The organism is Reticulibacter mediterranei, assembly GCF_016587455.1.
Window position 1 is genome coordinate 7361991 of record NZ_BNJK01000001.1, and the last position, 24139, is coordinate 7386129.

Annotated in this window: 16 protein-coding genes and 1 pseudogene; 8 read left to right on the forward strand and 9 right to left on the reverse strand. The window is 46.9% G+C overall.

The genetic code is table 11. The annotated features are described in order from the left end of the window. The first annotated feature begins 5 nt into the window (after positions 1-5). From K3T83_RS31780 to K3T83_RS31815, 8 genes are all read left to right on the forward strand, one after another. The gene (locus tag K3T83_RS31780) at positions 6-3533 is read left to right on the forward strand and encodes a pPIWI_RE_Z domain-containing protein (protein WP_220206939.1); all 3528 of its coding nucleotides are present in this window, start codon (positions 6-8) and stop codon (positions 3531-3533) included. 18 nt (positions 3534-3551) lie between these two features. Next, complete coding sequence (locus K3T83_RS31785; protein WP_220206940.1) at positions 3552-6386, forward strand: RNaseH domain-containing protein; 2835 nt, start codon at positions 3552-3554, stop codon at positions 6384-6386. 221 nt (positions 6387-6607) lie between these two features. Then, positions 6608-7048 (forward strand): hypothetical protein, encoded by a 441-nt coding sequence (locus K3T83_RS31790; protein WP_220206941.1) that lies wholly within the window; start codon positions 6608-6610, stop codon positions 7046-7048. A gap of 9 nt (positions 7049-7057) precedes the next feature. Next, positions 7058-8353, forward strand: a complete 1296-nt coding sequence (locus K3T83_RS31795) for a HEAT repeat domain-containing protein (RefSeq protein WP_220206942.1) — start codon at positions 7058-7060, stop codon at positions 8351-8353. A gap of 45 nt (positions 8354-8398) precedes the next feature. Continuing rightward, positions 8399-9622: a tetratricopeptide repeat protein gene (locus tag K3T83_RS31800; protein WP_220206943.1), complete on the forward strand. Its 1224-nt coding sequence runs from the start codon at positions 8399-8401 to the stop codon at positions 9620-9622. Positions 9623-9668: 46 nt separating this feature from the next. After that, the gene (locus K3T83_RS31805) at positions 9669-11702 is read left to right on the forward strand and encodes a type I restriction enzyme HsdR N-terminal domain-containing protein (RefSeq protein ID WP_220206944.1); all 2034 of its coding nucleotides are present in this window, start codon (positions 9669-9671) and stop codon (positions 11700-11702) included. 323 nt (positions 11703-12025) lie between these two features. Beyond that, on the forward strand, positions 12026-13015 hold the full coding sequence (locus K3T83_RS31810) for a toll/interleukin-1 receptor domain-containing protein (protein ID WP_220206945.1): 990 nt from the start codon (positions 12026-12028) through the stop codon (positions 13013-13015). 324 nt (positions 13016-13339) lie between these two features. Continuing rightward, positions 13340-15136, forward strand: a complete 1797-nt coding sequence (locus K3T83_RS31815; RefSeq protein ID WP_220206946.1) for an ATP-dependent nuclease — start codon at positions 13340-13342, stop codon at positions 15134-15136. A 30-nt stretch (positions 15137-15166) separates the two neighbouring features. Here K3T83_RS31815 and K3T83_RS31820 read toward each other — a convergent pair whose 3' ends face one another. The 9 genes and pseudogenes from K3T83_RS31820 to K3T83_RS31860 form a co-directional block, all read right to left on the reverse strand. After that, the gene (locus K3T83_RS31820) at positions 15167-18049 is read right to left on the reverse strand and encodes an N-6 DNA methylase (RefSeq protein WP_220206947.1); all 2883 of its coding nucleotides are present in this window, start codon (positions 18047-18049) and stop codon (positions 15167-15169) included. 670 nt (positions 18050-18719) lie between these two features. Then, positions 18720-19004: a hypothetical protein gene (locus K3T83_RS31825; RefSeq protein WP_220206948.1), complete on the reverse strand. Its 285-nt coding sequence runs from the start codon at positions 19002-19004 to the stop codon at positions 18720-18722. 47 nt (positions 19005-19051) lie between these two features. Continuing rightward, a pseudogene (locus K3T83_RS56455) lies at positions 19052-19297 on the reverse strand (alpha/beta fold hydrolase); the annotation flags it as partial. A gap of 10 nt (positions 19298-19307) precedes the next feature. Continuing rightward, complete coding sequence (locus K3T83_RS31835) at positions 19308-19568, reverse strand: DUF6510 family protein (RefSeq protein ID WP_220206949.1); 261 nt, start codon at positions 19566-19568, stop codon at positions 19308-19310. Next, positions 19568-20308: a ferredoxin reductase gene (locus K3T83_RS31840; RefSeq protein WP_236065028.1), complete on the reverse strand. Its 741-nt coding sequence runs from the start codon at positions 20306-20308 to the stop codon at positions 19568-19570. The genes K3T83_RS31835 and K3T83_RS31840 overlap by 1 nt, the downstream gene beginning before the upstream one ends. Further along, positions 20296-20907: a sulfite oxidase-like oxidoreductase gene (locus tag K3T83_RS31845; protein WP_220206951.1), complete on the reverse strand. Its 612-nt coding sequence runs from the start codon at positions 20905-20907 to the stop codon at positions 20296-20298. The genes K3T83_RS31840 and K3T83_RS31845 overlap by 13 nt, the downstream gene beginning before the upstream one ends. Positions 20908-20930: 23 nt before the next feature. Beyond that, the gene (locus tag K3T83_RS31850) at positions 20931-21953 is read right to left on the reverse strand and encodes a thioredoxin family protein (RefSeq protein WP_220206952.1); all 1023 of its coding nucleotides are present in this window, start codon (positions 21951-21953) and stop codon (positions 20931-20933) included. Then, positions 21889-22101, reverse strand: a complete 213-nt coding sequence (locus K3T83_RS31855) for a hypothetical protein (protein ID WP_220206953.1) — start codon at positions 22099-22101, stop codon at positions 21889-21891. The genes K3T83_RS31850 and K3T83_RS31855 overlap by 65 nt, the downstream gene beginning before the upstream one ends. A gap of 134 nt (positions 22102-22235) precedes the next feature. Continuing rightward, complete coding sequence (locus tag K3T83_RS31860; protein WP_220206954.1) at positions 22236-23432, reverse strand: epoxide hydrolase family protein; 1197 nt, start codon at positions 23430-23432, stop codon at positions 22236-22238. Positions 23433-24139: the final 707 nt, after the last annotated feature.

Below are 24139 nucleotides of genomic sequence, written 5' to 3' on the forward strand. Positions count from 1 at the left end.
CACACATGTACGATAGAAGTCACTGGTATATGTCCCTTGTTCAGATACTCAAAGATCAAGATCAAGGTAATACGCTGAAAGGCAAATATGTCCTTCTTCTCCAGGTCGAACTCGGCCTGCGACTCCTTGAACGACTTGGCTTGCTCGACGAACCAATTACCGTCCTCTGGGTGATCTTAAGCGGTTTGCCTATTCCTGACTCTCGGCTTCATGCCTTCGACCAGGTCCAGCGGCACATGATCGCCAATGCACGCATTCTCTTACCCTTTTCCGGGCGCTTCAACTGGGAACATGCCCTCAGAGAGTACGCCTCGCTCCCTCAAATTTGGCGCAGCTACAATGTACGACCAGACGATTTTGAAAAACAGATGCTTTTGCGAGAACCTCAGTTTTCCGAAGAACGCCTTCTTGCATATGATACGGTTCTGGATAGCATATTGCCATTCGTACAGAGAACAATTAAGCCTGCTACAGCGGCACCATTTCTCTTCGACGCCATAACGAGGCAAGGCAAACAAGTCGTTCAAGTAGATATCCCTGAAGAGATCGCAGAGCGGGCAGCGACAAGTATTCCCTGGTTTATCCAACCACGTCCACGGTCTGCTCTGAGCTATTCATACGATGACTTACATGCCATTGCTGCTGAAATAGACCTATTACGACAACAACGTGGATTACAAAGTGCTCTGGGATCGCAAACAAGCTGGGCTGATTTAGTAGAGAAGCTGATTGGGTATCGCGCCATGCAATCCGACGGGAGCCTCTCTCACAAAAATGCAGTGCCTCTAGAATTAGACGGCCACGCCTATGTCGTAGGTGCTGTTGGCGCAGGTAAATCGACCATCGCCAAGTTGCTCCTAGCAGACACGGCTTTGCATCCAGAGAAAGATTTACGCATCACCATAGTTGTCGGTGACACCATGTCTGCACTGAATCTTGCTGATGATTTTAACAGCTTTTTTTGCCAGCGAGGAGAAAATCCAGTAGCCGCTCCTTTAATTGGGCGCTCAACACGAGATATCCATCTGCAACGTCTCTATCGCTCCAGCAAATTTCGTTCTGATCACTGGGCTTTGCGTTGGCTCAATACAGCCTGCCCTTTGCAAGCACTTGCCACTGACCAGCAAAATCCGGTCAAACCAGGGTACGAACCCTGTGAAGCGTTGTACAAATTGCCGAAGAGAGAGGGCCAACGGAAAACATACTCTTCCTGCCCTTTGTTCTCTGTTTGCCCGAGCAAACAATTGTATCGCGATATGCCATCAGCACGCATCTGGATTACCACGCCAGGAGCATTAGGAGCTGCCAGTCTACCAGCCCAGATCGATCAACGGAAAATTCACCTGACTGAGATTGTCTATGAGCAATCGGACCTGGTTATCTTCGACGAAGCGGATACAGTACAGGAGTGGTTTGACAATCTCTTCGCTGGAGAAGTGCCTCTGACGAAAACCGACGGCAGTGGTCTACTAGACGTTGAAGACGTCGAAACAGCCCAAGCATGGATACCTCGGCGGACACAACCTGCTCCTACACGCCGCTGGGTAGTGGCGGAACGACACTCCCTGGCCTCCATTTCCAATATTCTCAGCAATCTAACAGATACAGAACAAGGAGAGCTTCTGCGACACTGGATTGGGCGCAACTTCTTTACGTCACTCACCCTGGCCTATAAACTGGTCTGGCGCTTGCTTGATCTTCCTGAGCGAGATTCCGACGAATATCAGCAACTAGATCAGGTTGAAGCAAATAAAAAAGTCTCGCGTATTGTACGCTATTTTGACCGACTGAGCCAGTCTGATCCGCTAACCCTGCAAAGACCTAAAGGGGATGTTCAACGCAACCAGGTGTACCGCTTAGCACTGATTATGCGTACACTCATTGCAGCAGGCGACAGCGCTCACAACGATGCGGTGAGCGATGAGTGTAAGGCCTGGATTCAGGACTTTATTCCAAATATTGAGCAAACATTAGCAAAATTAGCTCAGCGCAGAGTGGCCTGGCAGGCGCAGGCAAAGCAGCAAAAACCTCACGAGCAGAAACCGCCGGATGACCTGAATACCTTCGCACTGCGTCTGGAATTTGTTCTCAGCGTCATGATTCTGGATCGCAACATTCCGGTCGTCTTCTATGAGTGGTATAACAAGCCTGAGAATATGATCACCGATCTCAACGAACACTCACTTGAGCGTTCACCCAGTAATTTAGCAGATATTCTGCCTGTCCCGCCGACTGGTCGTATGTTTGGTACCTATTACTCGAAAGATCTGGAAATCGGTCAGGAGGAGCAAAGAAACAGTTCGGTCCCATCTGGCCTCTCTGTCTTCGGGTATCCCAACGTGGGACGCTGGTACACCATGTACTTTCACACACTTTTTACCGATCTCGATGGCAGACGCGGCCCAAACGTGTTGGCTCTCTCAGGCACCTCCTGGCTGCCACATTCTTCGCGTTGGCACATCGATATCACTCCACAAGGGATACTCGACCCATCGCCAGAAGCTCAACAGGCAATCGAGCAAAGTAAATTCTTCTATAGCCCGCAATATATCCGCAAGAAGAATGGCCTGGAGCCAATACGCATTTCTGGCAAGACCGAGAAACTCGTACCGATCAAAAATATGCTGCGAGCCATAGCTGGCAATCAGAGCAACCAGCGTGTGTCTTTGAAGAGTGAACTAGAATGGCTACGGGAGTTGGGACAACAGGAACCTCAAAACTGGCAAGATCGCGAGCGCTTGCTTCTCATTGTTAATTCATATGATCAGGCAAGGTGGGCTTTTCAGGAACTCAGGCAAAATGAGCAATGGCAAACAGCTCCTCCTGGAGAAATCCGTTATCTTGATCGCACTGATGCAGGCATCGATGAAGTGAGAACAGATGATACAATCTATCGCAGCGACATTGAAGATTTTGCCCAAACCAATGGGAAGATCCTTATTGCTCCATTGCAAGCCATTGGGCGTGGTTACAACATCCTCAATCGGAATGGCAAAGCGGCTTTCGGAGCGATTTACTTTTTGACGCGTCCGATGCCTTACCCTGCAGACACGCAATCGCTGGCACGCGAACTGAATCGCCGCACCCTGGACTGGTGCAAAGACGCACAGTTCAAAGCCTGGCAAGAGCAAGAACTTATTGGAAAAGCGCTCCTGCTACGTAGTGAAGCCAGCGATTACTGGCGCAAGGCCGAACTGCGCAGTTATTACTCAAGACTCAAACACAAAGATGAGAACAACGATACGACCTACAGCGAGCGATTCGATCTCGCCGCGACAACCGCTGGACATATCATTCAAGCTTGTGGGCGGCTCCTGCGTGGCGGTGTCCCTTTTCATGCCTACTTTATGGATGCAGCCTGGGGGCCCAAAAGCGCAGAAGATCGCACTCGAACGGAGACATCGGATACTAGCCTCTTGACAGCCATGATCGAAGTGTTACAGGAATACATTGAAAAAGAGATTGGACAGGCGCTCTACGAAGCAATCGTAAATGCACTGGTAGATATTCAGGGCTTTAACCCCGAATATTAAGCAGAAAGCGAGGTAACTATGGACACCTTCTCTCAAATTGTACCGATGCGTTTTCGTCTTGATGAAGCGTATCTTCGCAACTTAGCAGTCTCATTCTCAAACTTCGCCTATGAGCAGGATTGTCTGAATTTTCTTGAGAGCATGAAGCAGCTTTCACCCCGTGACCATCCCGAAAATCCGCCTTACCGCCGTCTTAATACCGTGCTCACTGCACTCGCACCAACATTAGCGCATCCATTTATACCTCTTCGCGATGTGGATACTCAACAGCCTGAACGACAAATGTTAGTGGTGGGCGTAGATGTAACACGACGTCCCCAACCAGAACAAATGAGCGACTTGCTTTATGAGTGGGGAAACCAATGGGGGCAAAATAGCTTTGCCAAAGCTATCAGCGGTACAGGAAAAAGTGCTCATCAGCGACTATTAGATCGTTTACAACAACCAGTACAGCAATGGCAAGAAACAGATGCCGCCTCACTTTTTCTCAATCTTGACGGAGGTACGCGAGCGGGATATCGTGCTATTCCCAGCGTGCTGGCCTCTCTTCTAGCGGGAAAACAATCTCGCATCAATGGAAAAATCGTCACCTGGCGTCTAGCGCAGGATGGTAACGCCGGATTAGCCGTCATGAGTAATCCATTCCGGGCCGAGTTTGAAGATGAACATCTCATTACACACGTGAAAGAGATAAAAACTGGAACATTCGCCTATAAGCTGGAATTTAGTCTACAAACGCAGGCAGGTAGCCCCCATCGTTGGCTTCATCTCTACGTGCGATGTAGCCGTTACGTGGATGGGCATCTGAGAGACGCCAATTGGAATCGCGACGTCAGTGTCAAAGTTGGCATACATCAACCTCGCCTAAGCGGATGGGGTTGGTCGCCAGCATTAGTCACCCTTCCACTCACTGGCGGTGTAACCAACCCTCGTTGGCAGGACGATCCGACACAACTCCTTTCAGCCATAAAAGCGCGTAATCTGGTTGCTCCAGACTTGCTCTTACAAGCGCCACCAGACTACCGTATAGCTAGCTCACAAACCATGTATGATGAATACTTTGTACTCCACGCCGAAGGGCTCAAGCCCAAGCATAAAGTAAAAACAGGCTTCGATTTCGCGGAACTACGAGAGGTTGCGAATGCAGTGAGCGACCTATTAGGGCTCGAACTTTCGGCAGGTCATACGCTGATTGCTGATATACCAATAAGGCAAATGTACCGACCTCAGCTTCCTTTGATGATGTACGGCATGGAAGATCTTGAAGAAAAAAAGTTCGTGAAAAAGCATTCGCAAATCTCCGATGAAGAAAGGGAGCGTCAAAATCGACAGGAGCGTCAAAAGCTCATCTTTGCTGCTCTTCGACGCGCAGCCAATAACCAGCCCATCACTATCGTTCTTTGTTGCAGCGATACAATCTCTCAAACAATCCTAGAACAGGAAATTCGCCGAGACCTATTCATGGAAATGGATGAACCATGGCCAGAACATATTCAGCTGATAATTATTCCTCCCACTCCGATGCTTGATACCTTATTGGCACCATTAGATCAAGGCCAACTCGATCCACACGATCACTATAAAAAATTTCCTACGCGGGCTGACCGCCAAAAATACCTGACAGAGTGGAAAACGCAAATGCGCGCCGCTTTTCGTGAAAAGACGCGGGCATGGGAAAACTATCTGAGCAAGTTGTTACCTGCTCAATCAGGCTATGTTTTAGCACTAATCGGATTGCGCAAGCTTGATTCCAAGAAAACATATCCCGACCAGCACATTAAAGGCGCTGTTCGCCGAGCATGCAATAAACTTGGATGGGCATCGCAGATGTTCTTTCTTCCTCTTAAGATTGATAAAAAGGGAGTGACAACAGAAAGCAAGGCCCGAGCACACAATAGTGTCGCAGATCTCATCTATCGCCAGACGGGGCTGGTTTATGATCTGCCTCGCGATCTCTATACGAAGGCAGGGATACCACAAGAACAGGCCGAGCATCTGCATGTGATCGGCCTGTTCAAACTGCGCAAATATGAGCCAAGAATGGATTATCCAATGGCAGTACGTCTCTGTCCCAACGGCACATTCCAGGCTCTCTTGCCTCACAAGCCTCAACAATGGCTACCTTTCATGGAAGCTCGCCAAGAATTAGGTAAACTATTCATGCGAGGAAAAGAAGAAGATATCCGCCTAGAAAAAGATGCTCAGGCACACTTTGCTGCTCAGATCTTCACCAAAATGTACAGTGAGCCCACGCTTATTCTCCTCGAAGCTCAGGATTGGCGAAATCGCGATGTACTACCTCAGTTCGCCAACGGCAAAACGGCGCTGAAAAATCAACTCGACCTGGTCCACGTGAAAACATTTGAGCGGCTCTACCATCAGGGAGATCTCCCTAACCTGCGTATTATTCGTGTACGCACACTTGGCGCTGGCGAAACACCCCAATACTTTGCGATACAGCAAGACGATGAGGGGATAAAAGAGGGGAAAGATCTGAGTCATCTGACCGGCTTCATCGATACACAGACAGAAAGTGAGTTCTTCCACTACCTTTCAGTTGGACGCTTGCCAACGACAGCTGCGAAAGAACAGCGGGGGAAACCGGGCCTCTATAAAACTGACGAAGGAGGGGGAATCGCTTTTAAACATCAGACCATCGTTGAAGTTGTTCCCTTTTTCTTGCAGGAAATGGACAATCCCCAGGCCTGGTGTCACATTCCCCATTTTCTGCGTATCTCGCCAGGATGGGATGGCGGCAATATCGCCCTTCCTTATCCTATGCATCTAGCAAAATGCATGATAGAGGACCAGCTCTGCATACTCGATGGTGGATTGAATGAAGAAGAGACTTAAAACCTCTTCCATCTTCCTATACCCTTGTATCCAACTATTGTTTGTTGTATAACTCAACAAGGTATATTTGTTCTAAAAGAGAGGAGGGAAAAGAGGCATGTCATTATACGATGCATTAGCAGACAGTGCAGTACATTCTGAGTTGGTCGCAGCTTATTCTCCGGCTTCTACCACAGGAGGTCGGCGACCAGTACTTACCAGCGACAAGGAGCAATGAAGTAATGAGAGAGTCGCCGTTCCTGTCACATGAAGAATATGAATTGATGAAAGTACCTCTGGATCGTTCAGATGTCCCAGTCGAAGCCATTGCTGCACTTACAGCCTGGATTGAACGGGAACGTCTCCTTACGGATGAGAGAGAAAATATAGGAGGTATCAGTTTTTCCCGCATGGACGCAAAAGCCGTTTCACCGCTTCCTCACGTCGTCGTTTCCTTTTTTGCTCGCCGCCCGTATGAGCGCAAAGCAGGACACTATCCCCAATGGAACGGCTTTTATCTGCTTCTTTACCGGGATACTGAGGAGGGCTGGAAGCTCGTGCAGATACGAAAAAACTCCTCTTATGTTGAATTTTTGCCAATATTCGCGGCGAGAAGCAAGGCTGTACAGGAGATTGACAGGCGCATTAATAATGATCGAGAAGATACCGAACAAGGCGAATAAGAGGCGATTATGAGCGAAGTTTTTATCTCTTACGAGGATCGAGATAGTGATTTTGCAGAATCACTGATATTGCATATGAAAAATAACGGAAATTTCGTTTCAGAACACGAAATCTTCCCTTCTTCTGAAAAAAGCTATACAGGCATCGAACAAGCAATCAGAAATGCTTCTCTGCTTCTAACAATTATGACTTCTGCAGCAAAGGCCTCTGAAACAGTCACGTATGAGTGGATATTCGCTCTAGGAGCTGGAATACCAGTTGTCACGATAGTACGACAGGAAACAGAGCTACATCCACGCCTCACAATGCTTCCCCATTTTGACTTTACTGATCCTCTGACACCTCCTTGGGAGGCTCTTATTGAGGCAATAGAAGGCATAGTAAAACATTTAGAGCCTCATCGAGTACCAACATCTCATACGGCAACGCCATCATATATTAGAATGGCCATTACCGCTCTCGATAGCGCCAATGCAGAAGATCGTGCAGGAGCTATCGATAATCTGGCACAGACCAGCCATCCTGTAGCCGTTGAGGCACTAGTGGGGGCATTATCTCATCCACTCCAAGATGTACGTACTCTAGCTGCCCTAGCAAGAGGAAACGCCGGGGATATCCGCGCAATTCCTGAACTTCTGGATACTCTCCGTCTGCGAGATGAAGAAATTTCTAATGAGGCTATCATTGCATTAGGCAACATTGGAGATGCAACGGTTGCACCACAGCTTGTTGATATGATGCATCGTCGATGGGATCGTAGCCGCTACTTGATTGCTGACGCCCTTGAGAAAATGGGAAGTGCAGTAGTACCAATTCTACAAAACGTACTTCATGAGGAGAATACGGAGAGAAAAGTCTGGGCAACACAAACGTTAAAAGGATTTGGCAAAGCTGCAGTTCCTAGTCTTATTCAGGCCCTACATGATAAAGAACGGGCTGTGAAAGTCTACGCTATAAGTGCATTGAGCGACATTGGTGGGCTAGATGCTGTTTCCAATCTCATAAAAATGCTTGCATCTGATAGCGAGGAATGGTCAATACGTAGTCATGCAGTAGAGGCACTTGGGGAGATAGGTGATGTCAGCGCAGTTCCAGGACTCATTCTGGCACTCTCTTATAACGATGATGCTATACGCCGCAACGCGGCAAAAGCACTAAGACAGATAGGAAGCAGCGCAGTTCCAAGCTTAGTAGAGACTTTAGGCACAGCCGAAGGTGATTTACGTCGTCGCATTAATAGCTTACTCAAACAAATTGGCACGCCAGAGGCGTTATCCGCTCTCAATACAAAATCTCGTCGCTAAAAAATCAGAGGAAGCCGCGGTTTTTAGCAGAAGGAGCACAGGCCAATGAATATCAGCACATTTCGAGCAATGCTCGAACGAAGAGGATATACTGATTTTTTCTTCCATGTAAAAAAAGATGGAATTGAGTGTACTGTTTGTGGGCCACATGTTGAAAAATTGATGAGTTTTGGTCAACAAGAATGGGATGCAATGACGGTCAAAGAAGCACGGATCTATCTGGATGAGACAATAGGAGAAGGTATGATCCATGTAATGCATGTATGTGGCCAGGGACTATTACAAGCAGACGAAGGGTGGAATGCGGAAGAAAGCAGCGAAAATCCTTATAGTGATCTTCCTCCAGGATATTATACTGTTCCCGTTGATGAGGATTCGGAGCCAATAGAACAATGCCCAGAGTGTGGATTGATCCTGAATCTGGCAAAAGGGCTTCCACGGGTTGACGATCCTGAAGAGCTGTTACCTGAAGACCACGACTTTGACGATGATCCAGCACCTCGCGATCTAGAATTCATGGCGGGCGAATTGGCTTTACATGAGAAAGAGTTCACGCGCGCAGAAGAACATTTTCGTACCACACTTGATCTTGATGATCTTTGTTTGACTGAAGCACGATTATACCTGGGATTGACGTTGATCTGGCAGGGAAAATTAGAGGAGGCCATTGAGCACTTTGAGCTCGATCTGGAAGACCGTGGAGTACGGCTCTCTGGCTTTTTTGCCCTCTGGTGTGTCCTTAGCGGCTATGAAGATCCGCAGAAATTTGTTGCTGATACGAGAAACTACTATATCAAGTTGGGCTGGCTGGATTTGGATGGCAAACCACAGGATGATAGTTGGGATGAGGAAGAGGAAGAAATAGAGAAGCTTCACACACCACTGCTCCCACGAGATGTCCTGAGTATGCTAAAAGATAACTTGGATGCAGATAGCATTGAAGATTCTGCAACTCCAGGCGACCGTTTATTATCTGCTCTTGTGAGTTATCTGCGCCAGGAATTTCGTCGTGTACTGGCCCTTCTCCACAACAATGCTGATGGTCGTTTTGGATGGGCAGCTACGTTCTGGACAGCTATGGCTTGTCTTGAGCTAAACCGCGAAGTTGATGCTCAAAAGCTCCTGGAACAAATCAGGCCTCACCCACTTTTTCCTCTGGCTTTGCTTGCTCCTTTGCGTTGGGCGCAGGTCAGCCATCCTACATTCTTCAATGCCTGTGTGCAACCTTTATTCCAGAGGTTACATTTCCAAGATCATACGGACAATTGATGAGGCATTAGAAAGACTTATTGCTTTTTACAGAGGTATAAATTCAGTGATAGATCATAGTCAAGTTGAGCATTTGATGGAATGGGCAAGTAGCTTTAATCCCTCTACTCTGCAAAGTGAAGATGATGTAGAAACGAAATTTGTTTTGCCACTCTTCAAACTTCTCGGCTATCCAGAGGCCTACCGTCGGGGCAAATATCCAATGGATGATTATCAGTCACGGAAAGCGGGCAGAAAGCCGGAAGCTGACCAGGTATATTTTTCAACAGAAGAACAAGACAAACAAAATGCTGATACAGCTCTTCTGCTTATTGAAGCAAAGAAAAGAGAGATATATGATTTAAGCGGTGCAATAGTACAAGCCAAATATTATGGGAACCTTCTAAAACCTCCATTTCTTGTAATAACGAATGGACAACAAATGATCGTTCTTAAACGTCATCAGCATCATGATGAGGAAATAATTGCTGATATTACGATAGAGCAACTTAGTGATCAAGCTACGGCAAGTACACTATATGACCAACTCCAATTTGAAACTGTCAAAAAACTGAAAGAGCAATTGTTAGATCCTCTGAGGCATATTCAGTATGTGGAGCTCATGCGGACGCTTGAGCGCTATCCTGATATACAAGAGCAGCTAGCAAAGGGAGATTTCGAGCCATCTATTGTGAGAGATGAAAGGCTTCTGAGCGTTGTAAAGTCCAAAGTTGCTATCACATGTGAACTACCAATAGTATTTGCCGAAGGTAGTTGTCAGATTGAATTCAGCAATATTCTGCTCCGAGGACTTACCTGCCATCTTTCGCACGAAGAAATCCTCACAAAATTTCTTATTGGTCTGGAAACACCTCCAGATTGGGAAGCACGTCCTTTCCTCCAGAGAACAAAGCAAAATACATTTGAAGCCCAACTGGGGAAAACAACTGTTATTCTTTCAAAACGCGAGGCAGATGAGTTGTGCAATGCAGTGGACGAAGTTTGCAAGCAATACAAAGCCATCATGTTAAAAGCAACTAACATCTTGGAGACGTGGGATTTCCGGCCAGAAAAAATAGAACATGAAAAAGGATTTGAGCTACTCTCTGTAGAAACGTGGTTATGGGAGAAGATGCAACAGTTTGCTTACGAATTTGATTATGATAAGGGGGACTCCGAATGGCATATTTTCGATAGGCGGAATTTGAGTATACGAGTATGTCCTAAAGGAGGTTCGGATCATGTCATTATCTGGCCAAAATTTGGAAATGGCCTTTTTCCAAATGGCATGGTAGATCTTCTTTACATTGACAGTATTACCTATCTTTACTTGTATAAAGAGCCAGATGTAACATATGATTCTATCTTTCAAAACGTTGGTCCTCACGGCGTTTGGACTGCCAGTTATACAAAAAAATGGTTAGAGCAACACTTTATTCCAAAAGTGCTCTCGTATTTTCGGATAAACTATTTGTCTCCCAAGGGAATGAGAAAGAACTTGATAGAATGGATCCTTCTCAAACTGTTCCCTTTTTCAAAATCAAGTCAAAAACGACGAGATGCTGTTATACAAGCATCCACGCTGGACTATTCATCAGAAGATGAGATACCCTGGGCTGAGATATGTAAGCTAGAACAATTTGCTCCCTATATGCACAAGATACAGTCGTGGTTCCACCATTACCGCTCTTACGGAGCTTCTAATATGGCAGCATCTCTTTTACGGCCATATTATGCCGCATTCACAGGCCTCGCTCGCTGTGTTGATCCTACTACGGTGAATGTAGAGTATATCCTAGGAAATTTGGGGGCAGTTGGTCTCAGGACGAAAGACGATGAAGATACAGATAGCCAATCACATTTTTCAACATATGATGACGCTTTGACCTTTCTCGCCAAGCAGGTTGTACGCATTCAAGAGGCTAACTATGAAAATCACTATGTTGCCGATCTACTATCAAGAGCTTTTATAACGATAGTAGAGGAAGGAACGTTCCATCTTCAGCAAAACCAAATTAATGCAGCAAAACTAGCATTATTTCCCTTGTGGGAACAATGTCGCTTCGCTGACCATTTTATAGACCCAATACTTTTCCCTTGATATACACATGTTGCAGCATAAGTTTGACCGCTTTCTTCTCCAGAATAGAGCAAGCCACGAGCGTGTTGTATTCGTCAGCTTTTCTTGCTGGCTGATTGCGTCCTCGATGGAAATAGAAGTATTGCTCAAGAATGGCTCCATGCAGACATTTATAGCGAGGCGATATAAAACGACAGAGGAGGCCACTCTCCATCACTAAATGAAGCAGTACGGATTGACTAGGCCAAGGGCTTCAAACTTTTTAGTTGTGGAAATGTGGCTCTTGCTTTCGGTCTTCAGGCACTATATACTCACTTCAGCGCATAAAGGAGGAATTGGTCGCAATGGCATCCGAACCGAAGAAAGCACTAGAAGTCTTCTTCTCTTACTCTCATAAAGACCAAGATTTGCGAGATCAACTAGAAACTCACCTCAGCCTTTTGAAATATCAGGGATTTATTTCTAGCTGGCATGATCGTAAAATCATTGCTGGGACGGGGTGGGCTGAAGAAATTGATATACACTTAAACAGCGTCCAAGTCATTTTGCTGCTTATCAGTGCTAACTTTCTTGCCTCACCTTACTGCTATGGGGTGGAAGTGAAGCGCGCAATGGAGAGGCACGACGCAGGAGAAGCCCGCGTTATTCCTATAATTCTTCGCCCCTGTGATTGGCATAATGCACCATTTGGCAAACTCCAGGCACTTCCAACCGATGGGAAACCGGTTGATAGCCGGAATTGGTACAGTAAAGATGAAGCATTCTATGATGTTACTCAAGGCATCAGAAGAGCTATTGAAGAGCTACAGGAGTTAAAAATTGCTCCAAAGGTACCAGACGATAGATTAACGAGTTTGCCTAAAACAGATCAAAAAGTTGCTCTATCAAAGCCACGAGCGAAGAAGGCGATTAATCCATACGAAGTAAGAGACGAGTGGATTGAATATATTACCATAAACCTGAAGAAAGCTGTTGAGGAGGAAGACACGCTAAATTTCTATGCTAATGATGTTCAGGGACATAGACAGATACGCATTTTGTCTAACCAGATGACCATTTATTCCTTGGATATTCATAGAGGCTCGATGGGGGGAAGTAGAGGGGATGAGGGTATAAGTTTCTCGTATACGGAGGGTAGAGCAACATTTAGCAATGGATTTCATGCATCAGGAAATTTTAAATGGAACCTACAAAAAGAGGTAGTTGTGCTTGAATTATTGGATATAAGTCTACTTTCTCATATGAGCGGGACCAAAGAATATACTAGGGAAGATTTTTTAGCTGCATTATGGGATAAAATCCAGTTAGCAATCGAAAGATCTTCTCGTTGGTAATGAGGATTAATGCGGCCCCGCTCGGCCCTTTATCTACGCAATAAATCGCCTGCGCCTAGGCACCACATTTCGCTTGGTCGAATAAAAAATAACCCATAGACTCTCACCTGCTAACAGCAAGCTAAGCAAATGCCCATGAGATAGGAGCATTATCACACAAAACAATCAACTACTTTTTTCGGAGTTACACTGGAATATTTCGGAGTCGAAATGAGCACTTTTCAGCAGCTTGTGTTCATTTCATTTCGAAGTTACAATGGAAATCACATGGAATAGTCACTCGTTCTCCAGCCTGTAGATCTTAAAGAAAGAGGCAAGAAGCCCGTGCTTAGTAAAATTCGTCTACAGAACTACAAGAAGTTTCGAGACATTGAAATTATACTCCGTCCCTTTACTATCCTGATGGGAGAAAACAGTTCTGGTAAAACGACTGTACTTCAAGCCATCAATCTTGCTTTACAGGTAATATATGATAGAGACTTAATTATAGGCAAAAACGGCAGCATCCAGGCATCATCAAGAGGTACGGTCTACTTTCTTGAACAATTACCAGCAGTCAATATATCCAAACTTGGAGAACTCTTCTATGGAGGGAAGGTTTCTAACGATCCCGCGCTAATTGATTTGGCAGATCTCAATGGCAATACTTATCGGCTACAAGTAACATCACGATTTGGCAGCTTCAATTTCAAATGTATTTCATCACCAGAGGATCTTCAGGGCAACCCTATTTTGCACTTGTCGCATCCTCTTCTAATCTCAGGGTTCGTTGGTATAAATACGGTAGAAGAGCGCAAGTTTCCTAAAGCAATCCAGGACAGAGTGCAGACAGGCAGAATGAGCGAAATCATTCGCAATCTGGTATTAGATATCAAGAAACAGTCTGGTGGAGAAACTTATAAACAGCTTTCAAGCATACTAGAACGCTATTTCAATTTCCATATCGATGTAAGTGAATTCGACGAAGACCATGACCTTTATATCGCTACATCTTTCTCGGAAACTCGTCAAAAACAACGTATATCTCTCGACTTGATCTCTTCAGGAAGCGGGCTTTTACAAGTACTTCAAATATTAACACCAATTTATCGATTTGCGTCTAAAGGGACAGTTATATTGATTGATGAGCCGGATGCTCATTTGCATACAAATTTGCAATATACACTTGTTCGTGCCTTACGAGAGATCCAAAACGAGCTTGATATCCAGATTATTATCTCGACCCACTCTGTACCTATGATCGAAGGAGCTGAACCCTCTGAAGTTGTGCCTGTTTATGCTCAAACTCAGCACTTGGAGCCTTTGATAAACAGATCACATGTTGATGAGGCAATTTCTGATCTGATTGACAACTACCATCTAGCAAAAGCCAAGATCAGCAAAAAGCTTGCATTCATAGAAGACTCAAACACACAGATCCTAGAGAGATTTGATGAGGTATTAGAAACGAATTGTTTTCGAGGAATAAATACTATTCCTATTATTCCAGGCAATGGTAGAGATAACAAAGCGCCTTCAATTGCAAAAAATATGCTAAAGAAATATCTTGGCAAAGATATTCAAGTTTACTTCGTTATAGATGGCGATGGAATGAGTCAGCAGTGGAGAGAGAGGATTGCTGACTATGCTCATCGTAATGAAATTGTATTGCATCAACTCATCAGGCATGATATTGAAAGTTACTTACTCAGCCCTGAGTTATTCTTAAGAACACTCCAAGAAGTTTATCCTAACAAAAAAATACCCACTATACAAGAAATTGAAGCAAAGATGCTCCAAATTATGAAGGATACTATTTCGCTAAATAAGTATGGTTTTGATCGAAAAATAGAAGGGCACATCTATAAGTCTGCTATGCTTATTGGGCTCGATGAATATCGAAATCCGCAAAAGTCTATAAGTGAGGCGATAAAGATAAGAGAAGTCTATGAAAATTCTTCGGATTTTGATCAACTAGTCGAGGTTGCTATAGGGAAAAAAGCTTATAGAGCAGTGCTCAATTGGTTATGTACCGAAGAAAAACTGAATATATCCGAGAATGATTTGTTACGCTATGTTAGGCAAAGTGACATACCAGAAGAAATCAAATTTATATTAGAAAGCATGCAAGCTGAGATTTAGAAAATATTATCTGCGTACGATGAAAGAAATCTAAGCCTTTAATATTTTTCGCAATAAGGCAATCTCTTCCTTCAATCTGAGAATCTTTTCATTATGAGGCCGTAGTTCATTCACGATCTCTTGCTGCCTTTTTTTATCAGGAAGAGGAAGAGAATGGTTTTTCACAGCCTGGAGGGTGAGATCCTGACGCCCCCCTGTAACCTCACGTCCCCAACGCCTTCTCATATAGGTTAGATAACAAAATAGATAAGAATGGTCAAGGGTATCTTCCTGAGGGTAGATGCAACAAACAGCCTGATTTATTGCAGCCGGGATGCCTAAAACCGCTGTTTTGCCAACAGTGCTTCCTCCTCCACAGATAGCAAGCACTATAGTGTTTATAGGTCGAACAGCACGCCTGGAACAAATATCATTTCTTGTTAGTATCACTGGAAGACGTCCTTCTGTCTCCAGAATATACTCCTGTTCTAAATCGCCTGCCTTCACCCAGGATATATACTCTCCCTCAGTCCACAATTCTGCTGCTTTTTTTTCTTTTTTTGTCGGTGTAAAACCACTATAAATATTAGCACATTTTTTTAAAGGAATTCTTTCCACGTCTAATGCAAAGAGCAAATGGGAAACCCTTTCCCTCCGTTCTATCTCCAAGGCGAGTTCCTGTCCTCTGCTCTTCTCTGAATTCTCCAGCAGAGCACGCAGATCCTCATCCAAATTATCCTTGCTCATATCAGATAGATAAATCTTGAGAATATCATCTGAGTGAACAGGTTCTTCAGATGGATAGTGAAGATGTTCCAATATCTTTAAGTCATTAGATGTTCGTATTTGACTGACCTCAGCTAGTTCCCTTTCAATAACATGCTGACTGCGATAATGGATATTTATCTCTTGGGAGACATATAAAACAGGGCGAAGATCATAATCGTTGGAAGATATTGCCTTGAGCGAAGCAACGCAACAGAAATCTTTAATTGTTTTTCTTAGGTTATATGCCTCAATTATCCTGTCACGTTCTTCCTTTTGGAGGTCTATTTTTCTACTAGTTCTAGATCTTTTCATGTAATTCAGAGCGTCAATAAAAAGAACTTTCCCTTTGTATTCTTGCCTTTTGTTAATATCGAAGATTAAAAGACAACACGGTGCCGCAGTGGTATAAAACAGGTTCCTTGGCAAGGAAATGATAGCATCGAGGATATCGTCCTCAATTATTGCCTTTCTTATGTTGCGCTCACTTTCAGGTGACTCGCTACCAGAACCACGAGATAAAGCTCCCAGATCGAGAATGACTGCTGCTCGCCCGTGATCTTTATTTAGGGATGCCAGTACATGTTGTACCCATCCCCAATCAGCATTTCTTGTAGGTGGTATGCCGTACGGAAAGCGATCGGGATCATTTATGTAAATTTCTCTATCGCATCCAGATAAGTTCCAAGGAGGATTAGCCATGACGTAATCAAAATTCTTGAGTTTTCCACTATTGCCGCGAAGCGGATTACGCAATGTGTCTTCCTGATAAAGTTCAACTGTCCATGAAAAACCTAAGTCCATTTTTGCTAGAGCTGATGCAATAGAAATTTTATCTTGGCCTACAAATCTTTTATCGGCCTCCTGCCCATTTGACAATCCTTTTAGATAGTGAGATAGTCCACTCAAACATCCTGACCCACAGGCAGGATCATAAAAATTGTCATTACCATTATATGTAGGCTTTATCATTTCTACCATCAAGCGTGCTACATCTCTAGGAGTGTAAAATTGATTCTGAGCAGCATTATGTGGATCAGGAAGATGCTGTAGTAAATACGCATACGTATTATCCCAAAAATCTATGTTTTTCGTGACATGAGCTAAATTATAGCAACTAATGATTTCAATCAGTTTCCTTAAGACTGTATCGTTTACTACACGCTTTCCATCTTTATATTCCCCATAATGTATAAATCCTAGAATTCCTTTAAGATTAGGATTGAGCGATATAGCTTCCCGTGTGATATTGGTTATAAAATCTCCTAACGTTCCATCCACTGGATGCGTCTGAACAGCCTCCCATCGACACGCTGGTCGTACGATATAGAACTCGTTATCTAGCAGAGATGGCTCGGAAAGATCTGAAAGATATTTATAGAAAAGCAATGATAGTATAAGCTCTTTTCCCTTCATAGGACTCACTACATTTTTAACAACACGAAGCATCTCATCTAGCCAACGCTCAAGCACACTTGCATCTGTAAGATCAATGGAAAGCAAAGGATTTAACAAAACTTGTTTAACTTCGCCGCTCAGATGAGATTCTCGTTTGTTATCTATATTCTTATTAGGCATTTTTGATCCACACCTTTTATCTGATAATCTTCTATCAAGTTCGATGCCAAGGAGACTATTTCCACATTTAATATGATCATCAAGAGGAAAGAGCGGTTTATCTCGCTCTAGAGTCTGTAACCATATGCAAACTTTGGATAATCCTACCGCCTGAGGGTTGAGATCCACACCATATAAGCTTTTTTTCGATACTTCTCGAAGTGCTGTGCGTTCAACATCTTTCTGCTGTTTCCTTCTATCTGAACGGATGGTGTCTAGACACTCAGCTATCCTTTGTGCAGCGGCAATTAAGAAAGTGCCGCTACCACATGCAGGGTCACAAACCTTTAGGTCAAGGAGTGCCTTCTCTGGGTCTAACCTAGCACAAGCGTTATCTAATATAGGATCAAAAGTCAAATCAAGAAGGAATTCGACCAGGCTAGACGGTGTATAGTATGAGCCAGACAATTTGCGCCCATTACTTCTAACTGTCTGGAAGCCAAAAGTCACAGATTCATCCTCCACTAAGGGTTGTGCTTCCAGTAATGACTCGTTGATATTACCTATTTCTCTTATTTTTTTGTTATCCATAGATATATCCTGTTCTTGCACAGAATCTAGCTCTTCTTGGAGCCTGTGTCAATGCTCTCGGGTTCTTGCTCCAGATATTGATGACAAAGTACTATAAACTACCCGATCTAGTTAAACGTCCCTCAGAGAATCTATCTAAAGACTCTACAGAGCAAGTTAAGGTAATCGTTGATTCTGCTTAGCTTTTTCAGGCTCTAAATGTACCTCCAGCAACCATCAAAATACTAGAACTAGTGTACCAATCTGCGAGGATAAGGTCAAGCAAGATATATAGCGAGGGATGATAGACATAGGATAATTGGACGTACGAATTAATTTTTATTCGGTATATATCTATAGTCAGGTGAAACAGCAAAGATTTTTCTGCAAAACTATACTGCCTCTATTTAATAGTCAATCCTGCTGGGGCAGGAAATTGTAGAGAGAGAACTTTTCCTTCAAGCTTATTTCTTCATAACTTTCTGCAAAACTATGCGTCCTCTACCCTGCAAAACCATGGGTTAAGTTACAGCGCTGTCATTAATACCGTAGTTTTGCAGATTCTGCAAAACTATGTTTCCTATTCGTAGTAAAGAAAAGATGAATTTTACTATTATGCAAATATGATCAACGAACTATGCAAACTGTGGAAGGGATATGGATATTTTTTCAAATGATCTGTCGGATAGCCCAATTCGTCCAGTGCTGGAATCTAAATCTTGCGTGCTTCCTTTAGTCGTAGTATATGCGAGTTGTTTAGCTGTTTCGCAACCTGGATAGAGCGAGGATAAATACCTTGTTGATGCAATACCACCACTACCTGATGAATCTCCTCCGTGCAGATTCGTGCCATGCGCTCTGCATGCTGTTTCCTCCGCTCCGCACGATTACGTAATGCAATCTCCTTATCTCCTGCGAGGGCTCGCTTCGTCAGCAGTTGATTGACAAGCATATGCGACAGGTTCACTCTTTTGGAGTGTTGAACGTGATGATCCATGTTCCTTTCTCCTGTTGTTTCTCTTTCACCAAAGTGCGGGAGCTCCTTATGTTGTTGAAGGTGTAAGTGAATTGTATAGGATCAGGCCAATTGCTATGACCGAACCCCGGATAATCTGGGGAGGTCAGGTGATAACGGTCAGACAGGCGCTGCAACAGCGGCTCATACATCCACGAAGAGGATGACAGGCCGTGAAGCAATAGCAGGGCAGGTGCGCCTTTCGGCCCGGCCTCTCGGTAGAAAATGAACGGGCTATCGACCTGCACGCTGCGATAAGACACAGGGTTGTTTATAGAATGTTCCTTAGCCTTCTTTCATTTGAAGGACGCTTACGCCTCGCATATCCAGCAAGTAGCGTCCCCTGGCATGTACGATGCGGATGAGCGCCATGTCACAGGAGGGGCAGCGTACGATGGTTCCCATCCCGTGCATGTAGGCTGCGGTCGCACCAATCACATTGGTGGTGCCGCAGCCTGTGCAGGTGACCTGCGCGAGCGTCATTTCAAAGGGGAAGATCTCTTGTAGCATGCCAGCGGCAGCGTTGCCATCCAGTGTATTCTCCATTATGCTTCTCCTGTCGGTCCAAAGCGTTCCGTCTTGATGCGTCCTGGTTCGTGTCCCAGTTCCACCAGACTTGCCGCCGCCGTTTCAACGAAGGGGGTGGGTCCGCAGATAAACGTCAGCGGGCGCTGCTCGACTAACCAGGCTACCTCACGCAGCATCTGGGCATCGATACGGCGAGAATAGCCCATCCAACCGGGCGGCTGCTTACGGGTCAGCGTCTGCACCACCTCCAGCATCGTGCTGCTCTTCATCAACTGGCCGAGTTCGTCACGGTAGATCACGTCCTCAAGGGAGCGCGATGAGTAGAGCAAACGGGTCGCAACAGTGCTGCCCATGGCGGCCCGGTGGCGCAATATCGCCATCAACGGCACAATGCCCGACCCTCCGGCGACCAGCAGGAGCGGGCCACCCATCTGCACCTCCCAGACGAAGTAGCCCCCTATCGGGCCACGTAGTTCCAGTTGATCACCGATGCGCAGTTCCTCGGTGAGGTATGGTGAGACCTCCCCATCATCGAGCCGTTCGACGGTGAGTGTCACGCGCGGTGCCTCCTCTGGTGGCGAGGCAATTGAATAGCTGCGCTCGGCCTGGTAACCGTCTTCTGCCGTGAGGCGCACATCCACATGCTGCCCCGCTCGATGCCCCATCCAGGCAGGGAGATCAAGCGTGATGCTTCTAGTGCGTCCCGTTTCTGGTCGGGTGGCGATCACCTCACCGATCTGCCAGTTCAGTCGCTCCAATAGCGTTCCTCCTTCCACGGATCACCATGATTGTTGTAGCCTAGCGATTCCCAGAAGCCTGGTTCATCGTGATCGAGCAGGCGCAAGCCTCGCACCCACTTGGCGCTCTTCCAGAAGTAGAGATGAGGCACCAGCAGGCGAGCCGGGCCACCATGTTGAGGTTCCAGAGGTTGGCCTTCATAAGTATCGACTATCCAAGCCTTCCCTCCCGCCACCTCTTCCAGGGGCAGATTGGTGGTATAGCCTCCATCGCTGAAGGCGAGCATGTAACTGGCCGCAGTATTGACCTGCGCGAGGAGGGTATCAAGGGAGACGCCTTCCCAGTGCGTGTCAAACTTCGACCATTTGGTTACGCAGTGGATGTCCTGGGTGATCGTCTCGCGTGGAAGCGTATGAAACTCGTCCCAGTTCCAACGTTTTGGCTGATCGACCTCCCCGGTAATGGAAAAATCCCAGTTTGCGAGTAGTGTGTGCGGTGTTGGCCCTGCTGAAAGGACAGGAAAGCCACGTTCGAGATATTGTCCCGGCGGGATTCTTCCGCTGATCTCACTCTTCTGGCGACGACCGCGAAACCCTCGTGAGATGAAACCTTCACTCATATCTTCACCTCCTGTATCGTGGATTAGCCGAACGTGAACGCGAAAGCTTCCACGTCCGCATCAAGAAACTCGATCTCAAATTGTCGATCGGCAATGGGCCCGGGTTGTCGGATCAGTTGATACATCCTCTGTTCGGTCACCATGCCGTTCCCCTGGTCGTCAATGTCAATGCCGTGAGCCTCGCCCGGCGACTCTCCATCGATGAGCACGCGAAATTGCACGGACGTTCCTCGCACTGCCGCTCCCATGATGAGATGAAGATCACGGGCGTGAAAGCGGTACACGATCTGCCCGTTGGCTTCGTTGAGCAGCGTAGCCTGTTGCCCCACCGTCCAATCCCCAAACAGTGCCCAATGATTGAGCGAGAAGCGCGTGGGGACAGTATAGATGTGACGCTGGTCCACGACTGTGCCACCGGGAGATGCAAAGTTCTCGGTGCGCTCATAGCCGACGTAGGTTTCTGGCGACATCAAGTTGCTCCAATCGGCGGCAGCTTCAGCCGCCTTCCCCTCGACCGCAACCAGTTCATGATCGAATCCGCTGCTTTCAGCCTCGGCCAGCAAGTGTTGAATGACCCGTTCCGACTGCTCGTATTCGCCCTCGCCGAAGTAATGATGTCGAAGCTGCCCCTGCGCATCGACGAAATAGAGGGCAGGCCAATAGTGGTTATTGAATGCACTCCAGATCGCATAGTCGTTATCGACCGCGATGGGATACTCGACCCGCATGTCCCTGGCGGCCCGGCGAACGTTCTCGATGTTGTGCTCAAAGGCGAACTCAGGCGTGTGCACGCCGATCACCACCAATCCATAATCCTGGTATTTCTCGGCCCACGCCCGCACATAGGGAAGTGTGCGCAGCCAATTGATGCAGGTGTAGGTCCAGAAGTCGATGAGCACGACGTTTCCGCGCAGGTCAGCCGCCGAGAGTGGCTGCGAATTGAGCCACGTGGTCGCGCTGTCGAGTGAAGGCAACTCACCTTCAAAGGGGAATGGAACCGCTGCCGGGTGTCTCGTCGCGAGCAAGAGTTGGTTTCTTTTCATCATGCATGCCTTTCCTCTGTTTGGATGTCTCAGCGATGCACGTCTGCACCATGCGGGACGGCAGCATCGATGTGCGTACGCCTCGCCACGTGACCTGGGAAGCGACCAGCCAGGTGAGAGGCCCAGCAGCGCTGGGAGGTGTCTGAGACATGAGCGTTCCTTTCCTGGATGCGTGTCGACCAATCTGTCAAGGAGATCGTTGACAGATCGGCCAACAAGTACATCTTTTCTGCTGTGCTGTAGGACGACGGGCACACATTATGTGCTTATCGCCCTCCTCTCCGATTAGCGCAGGGATCTGAAGCCCGCGCGAACCTCTTCTGAAAAGAGCTGCGGCTGTTCCCACGCCGCAAAATGCCCGCCTTTGTCGACCTTGTTGTAATAGATGAGCTTGGGATACGCCCGCTCGGCCCAACTGCGCGGAGCTTCATAGAGCTCTTTAGGAAAGACGCTCACGGCAGCCGGGATGGAGACGTTCTTGATGTCGAAGAAGCCCAACTTATTTTCCCAATAGAGACGACCTGAAGAAATCCCCGTGTTCGTCAACCAGGTGAGCGTGATGTTGTCGAGGACCTCGTCTCTTGTCAGTTCGCCTACGGGGTGTCCATCAAAGGCTGCTGAGATGTCCTCGTAACTGATCGCGTCGTGGTCAAGCATCCAGGCTGCTAGGGCGATGGGTGAATCCGCCAGTCCGTATAACGTTTGAGGGCGCAACCCCATCTCAACTGCGTAGCCGATGCCCTTGGTATAGACGCGGCTCAGCTGCTCGTACGCGTGGCTTTCGTCGACTGAGAGACCCGATGGCGGCGGGTCGCCGGACGGGAGCGTCTTTACAATATCGGGTGGAACAGCGCCAGGCATGTTGGTGTGAATGCCGAGCAGCTCCGCAGGCGTCTGTGCAGCCATCACATCCGTGATAATCGCCCCCCAATCGCCGCCTTGCGCCACAAAGCGCGTGTATCCAAGGCGCTTCATCAGCACGACCCAGGCACGTGCGATGTGGTCAGGGTCCCAGCCGGTCGTGGTCGGTTTGCCTGAAAACCCGTAGCCGGGTATCGACGGAATCACCAGATGGAAAGCATCCTCGACGCTGCCGCCGTGTGCCGTCGGGTCGGTGAGCGGGCCGACGACCTTGAGCATCTCGATGACCGAGCCAGGCCAGCCGTGCGTGATGATGAGCGGCAACGCGTTGTCGTGACGCGACTGGACGTGGATGAAATGGATGTCGAGGCCGTCGATCTCGGTCATGAACTGCGGGAGGGCATTCAGCCTCGCCTCGACCCGCCTGAAGTCGTAGTCGGTGCCCCAGTAGCGCGCGAGTTTCTGCATCGTCGTCAGTTGCACGCCCTGCGAAGGATCCGTGACGGTCTCCTTGTCGGGCCAGCGCGTCGCGGCGATGCGTCGGCGCTGGTCCTGGATTGCCTCTTCCTCAATGCTGATGTGGAAGGGGCGAACGTCGGTCGCTGTCGTTTGGGATTGCATAATAGTTCTCCTTCGTTGTGGTGCTTTTCAGCCTGGTTGTCGACGGGTCGGTTTCCCTTCTTATTGATAGGCATCCTGCTCATTCTATACTCGGGGTGCTGCCCCGCTCGCCCGACCCCCTCCTCTTACTCTGCTCCTCCTCCACAACCCGGTAAACCCATTCATTTCTACTCTCCCCATTCTCCGACCAGACCGCACTCACTTCAAAGGCGTCTTTGCGTGTATGGGGCGCGCCCGAAGAAACGAGCGTGGGTGGGTAAAAGCACGCGCTTTCCGAAATCCCATCAAGGGAAAAAGTGCATGTGCTGACGGTTCTCAGGCCCCTCACGCATGAGAGTAACAAATTTCGTCGAAAAGATTCCTCCAGGCGGCATTATCAAGTGGTAAAAAGCATGAATGGTGTGCCAGATGAGCAGTTCAATGGAACTCCAGAACTTGGAATGCCATTCAGGGTAAGTGCATATAGGAAGGTAATGTAGAGGTTAATTGCTACTATTTCTGAAGTTTTTCTGCAAAACTATGCTTCCTTACCAAGAGGCTCACGATGTGAAAATGCAAAACCGTCGTGAGCTGTCTTTTTTCTCAAGCTCAAACAGCACCAGTTCCCTGCAAAACTATGGCCTCACTAATCTGCAAAACCATGAGAATAATGACACGCGCTCGGCCACATCCGTGTGGTGAATGATCGTTCTTCCCAACACGACAAT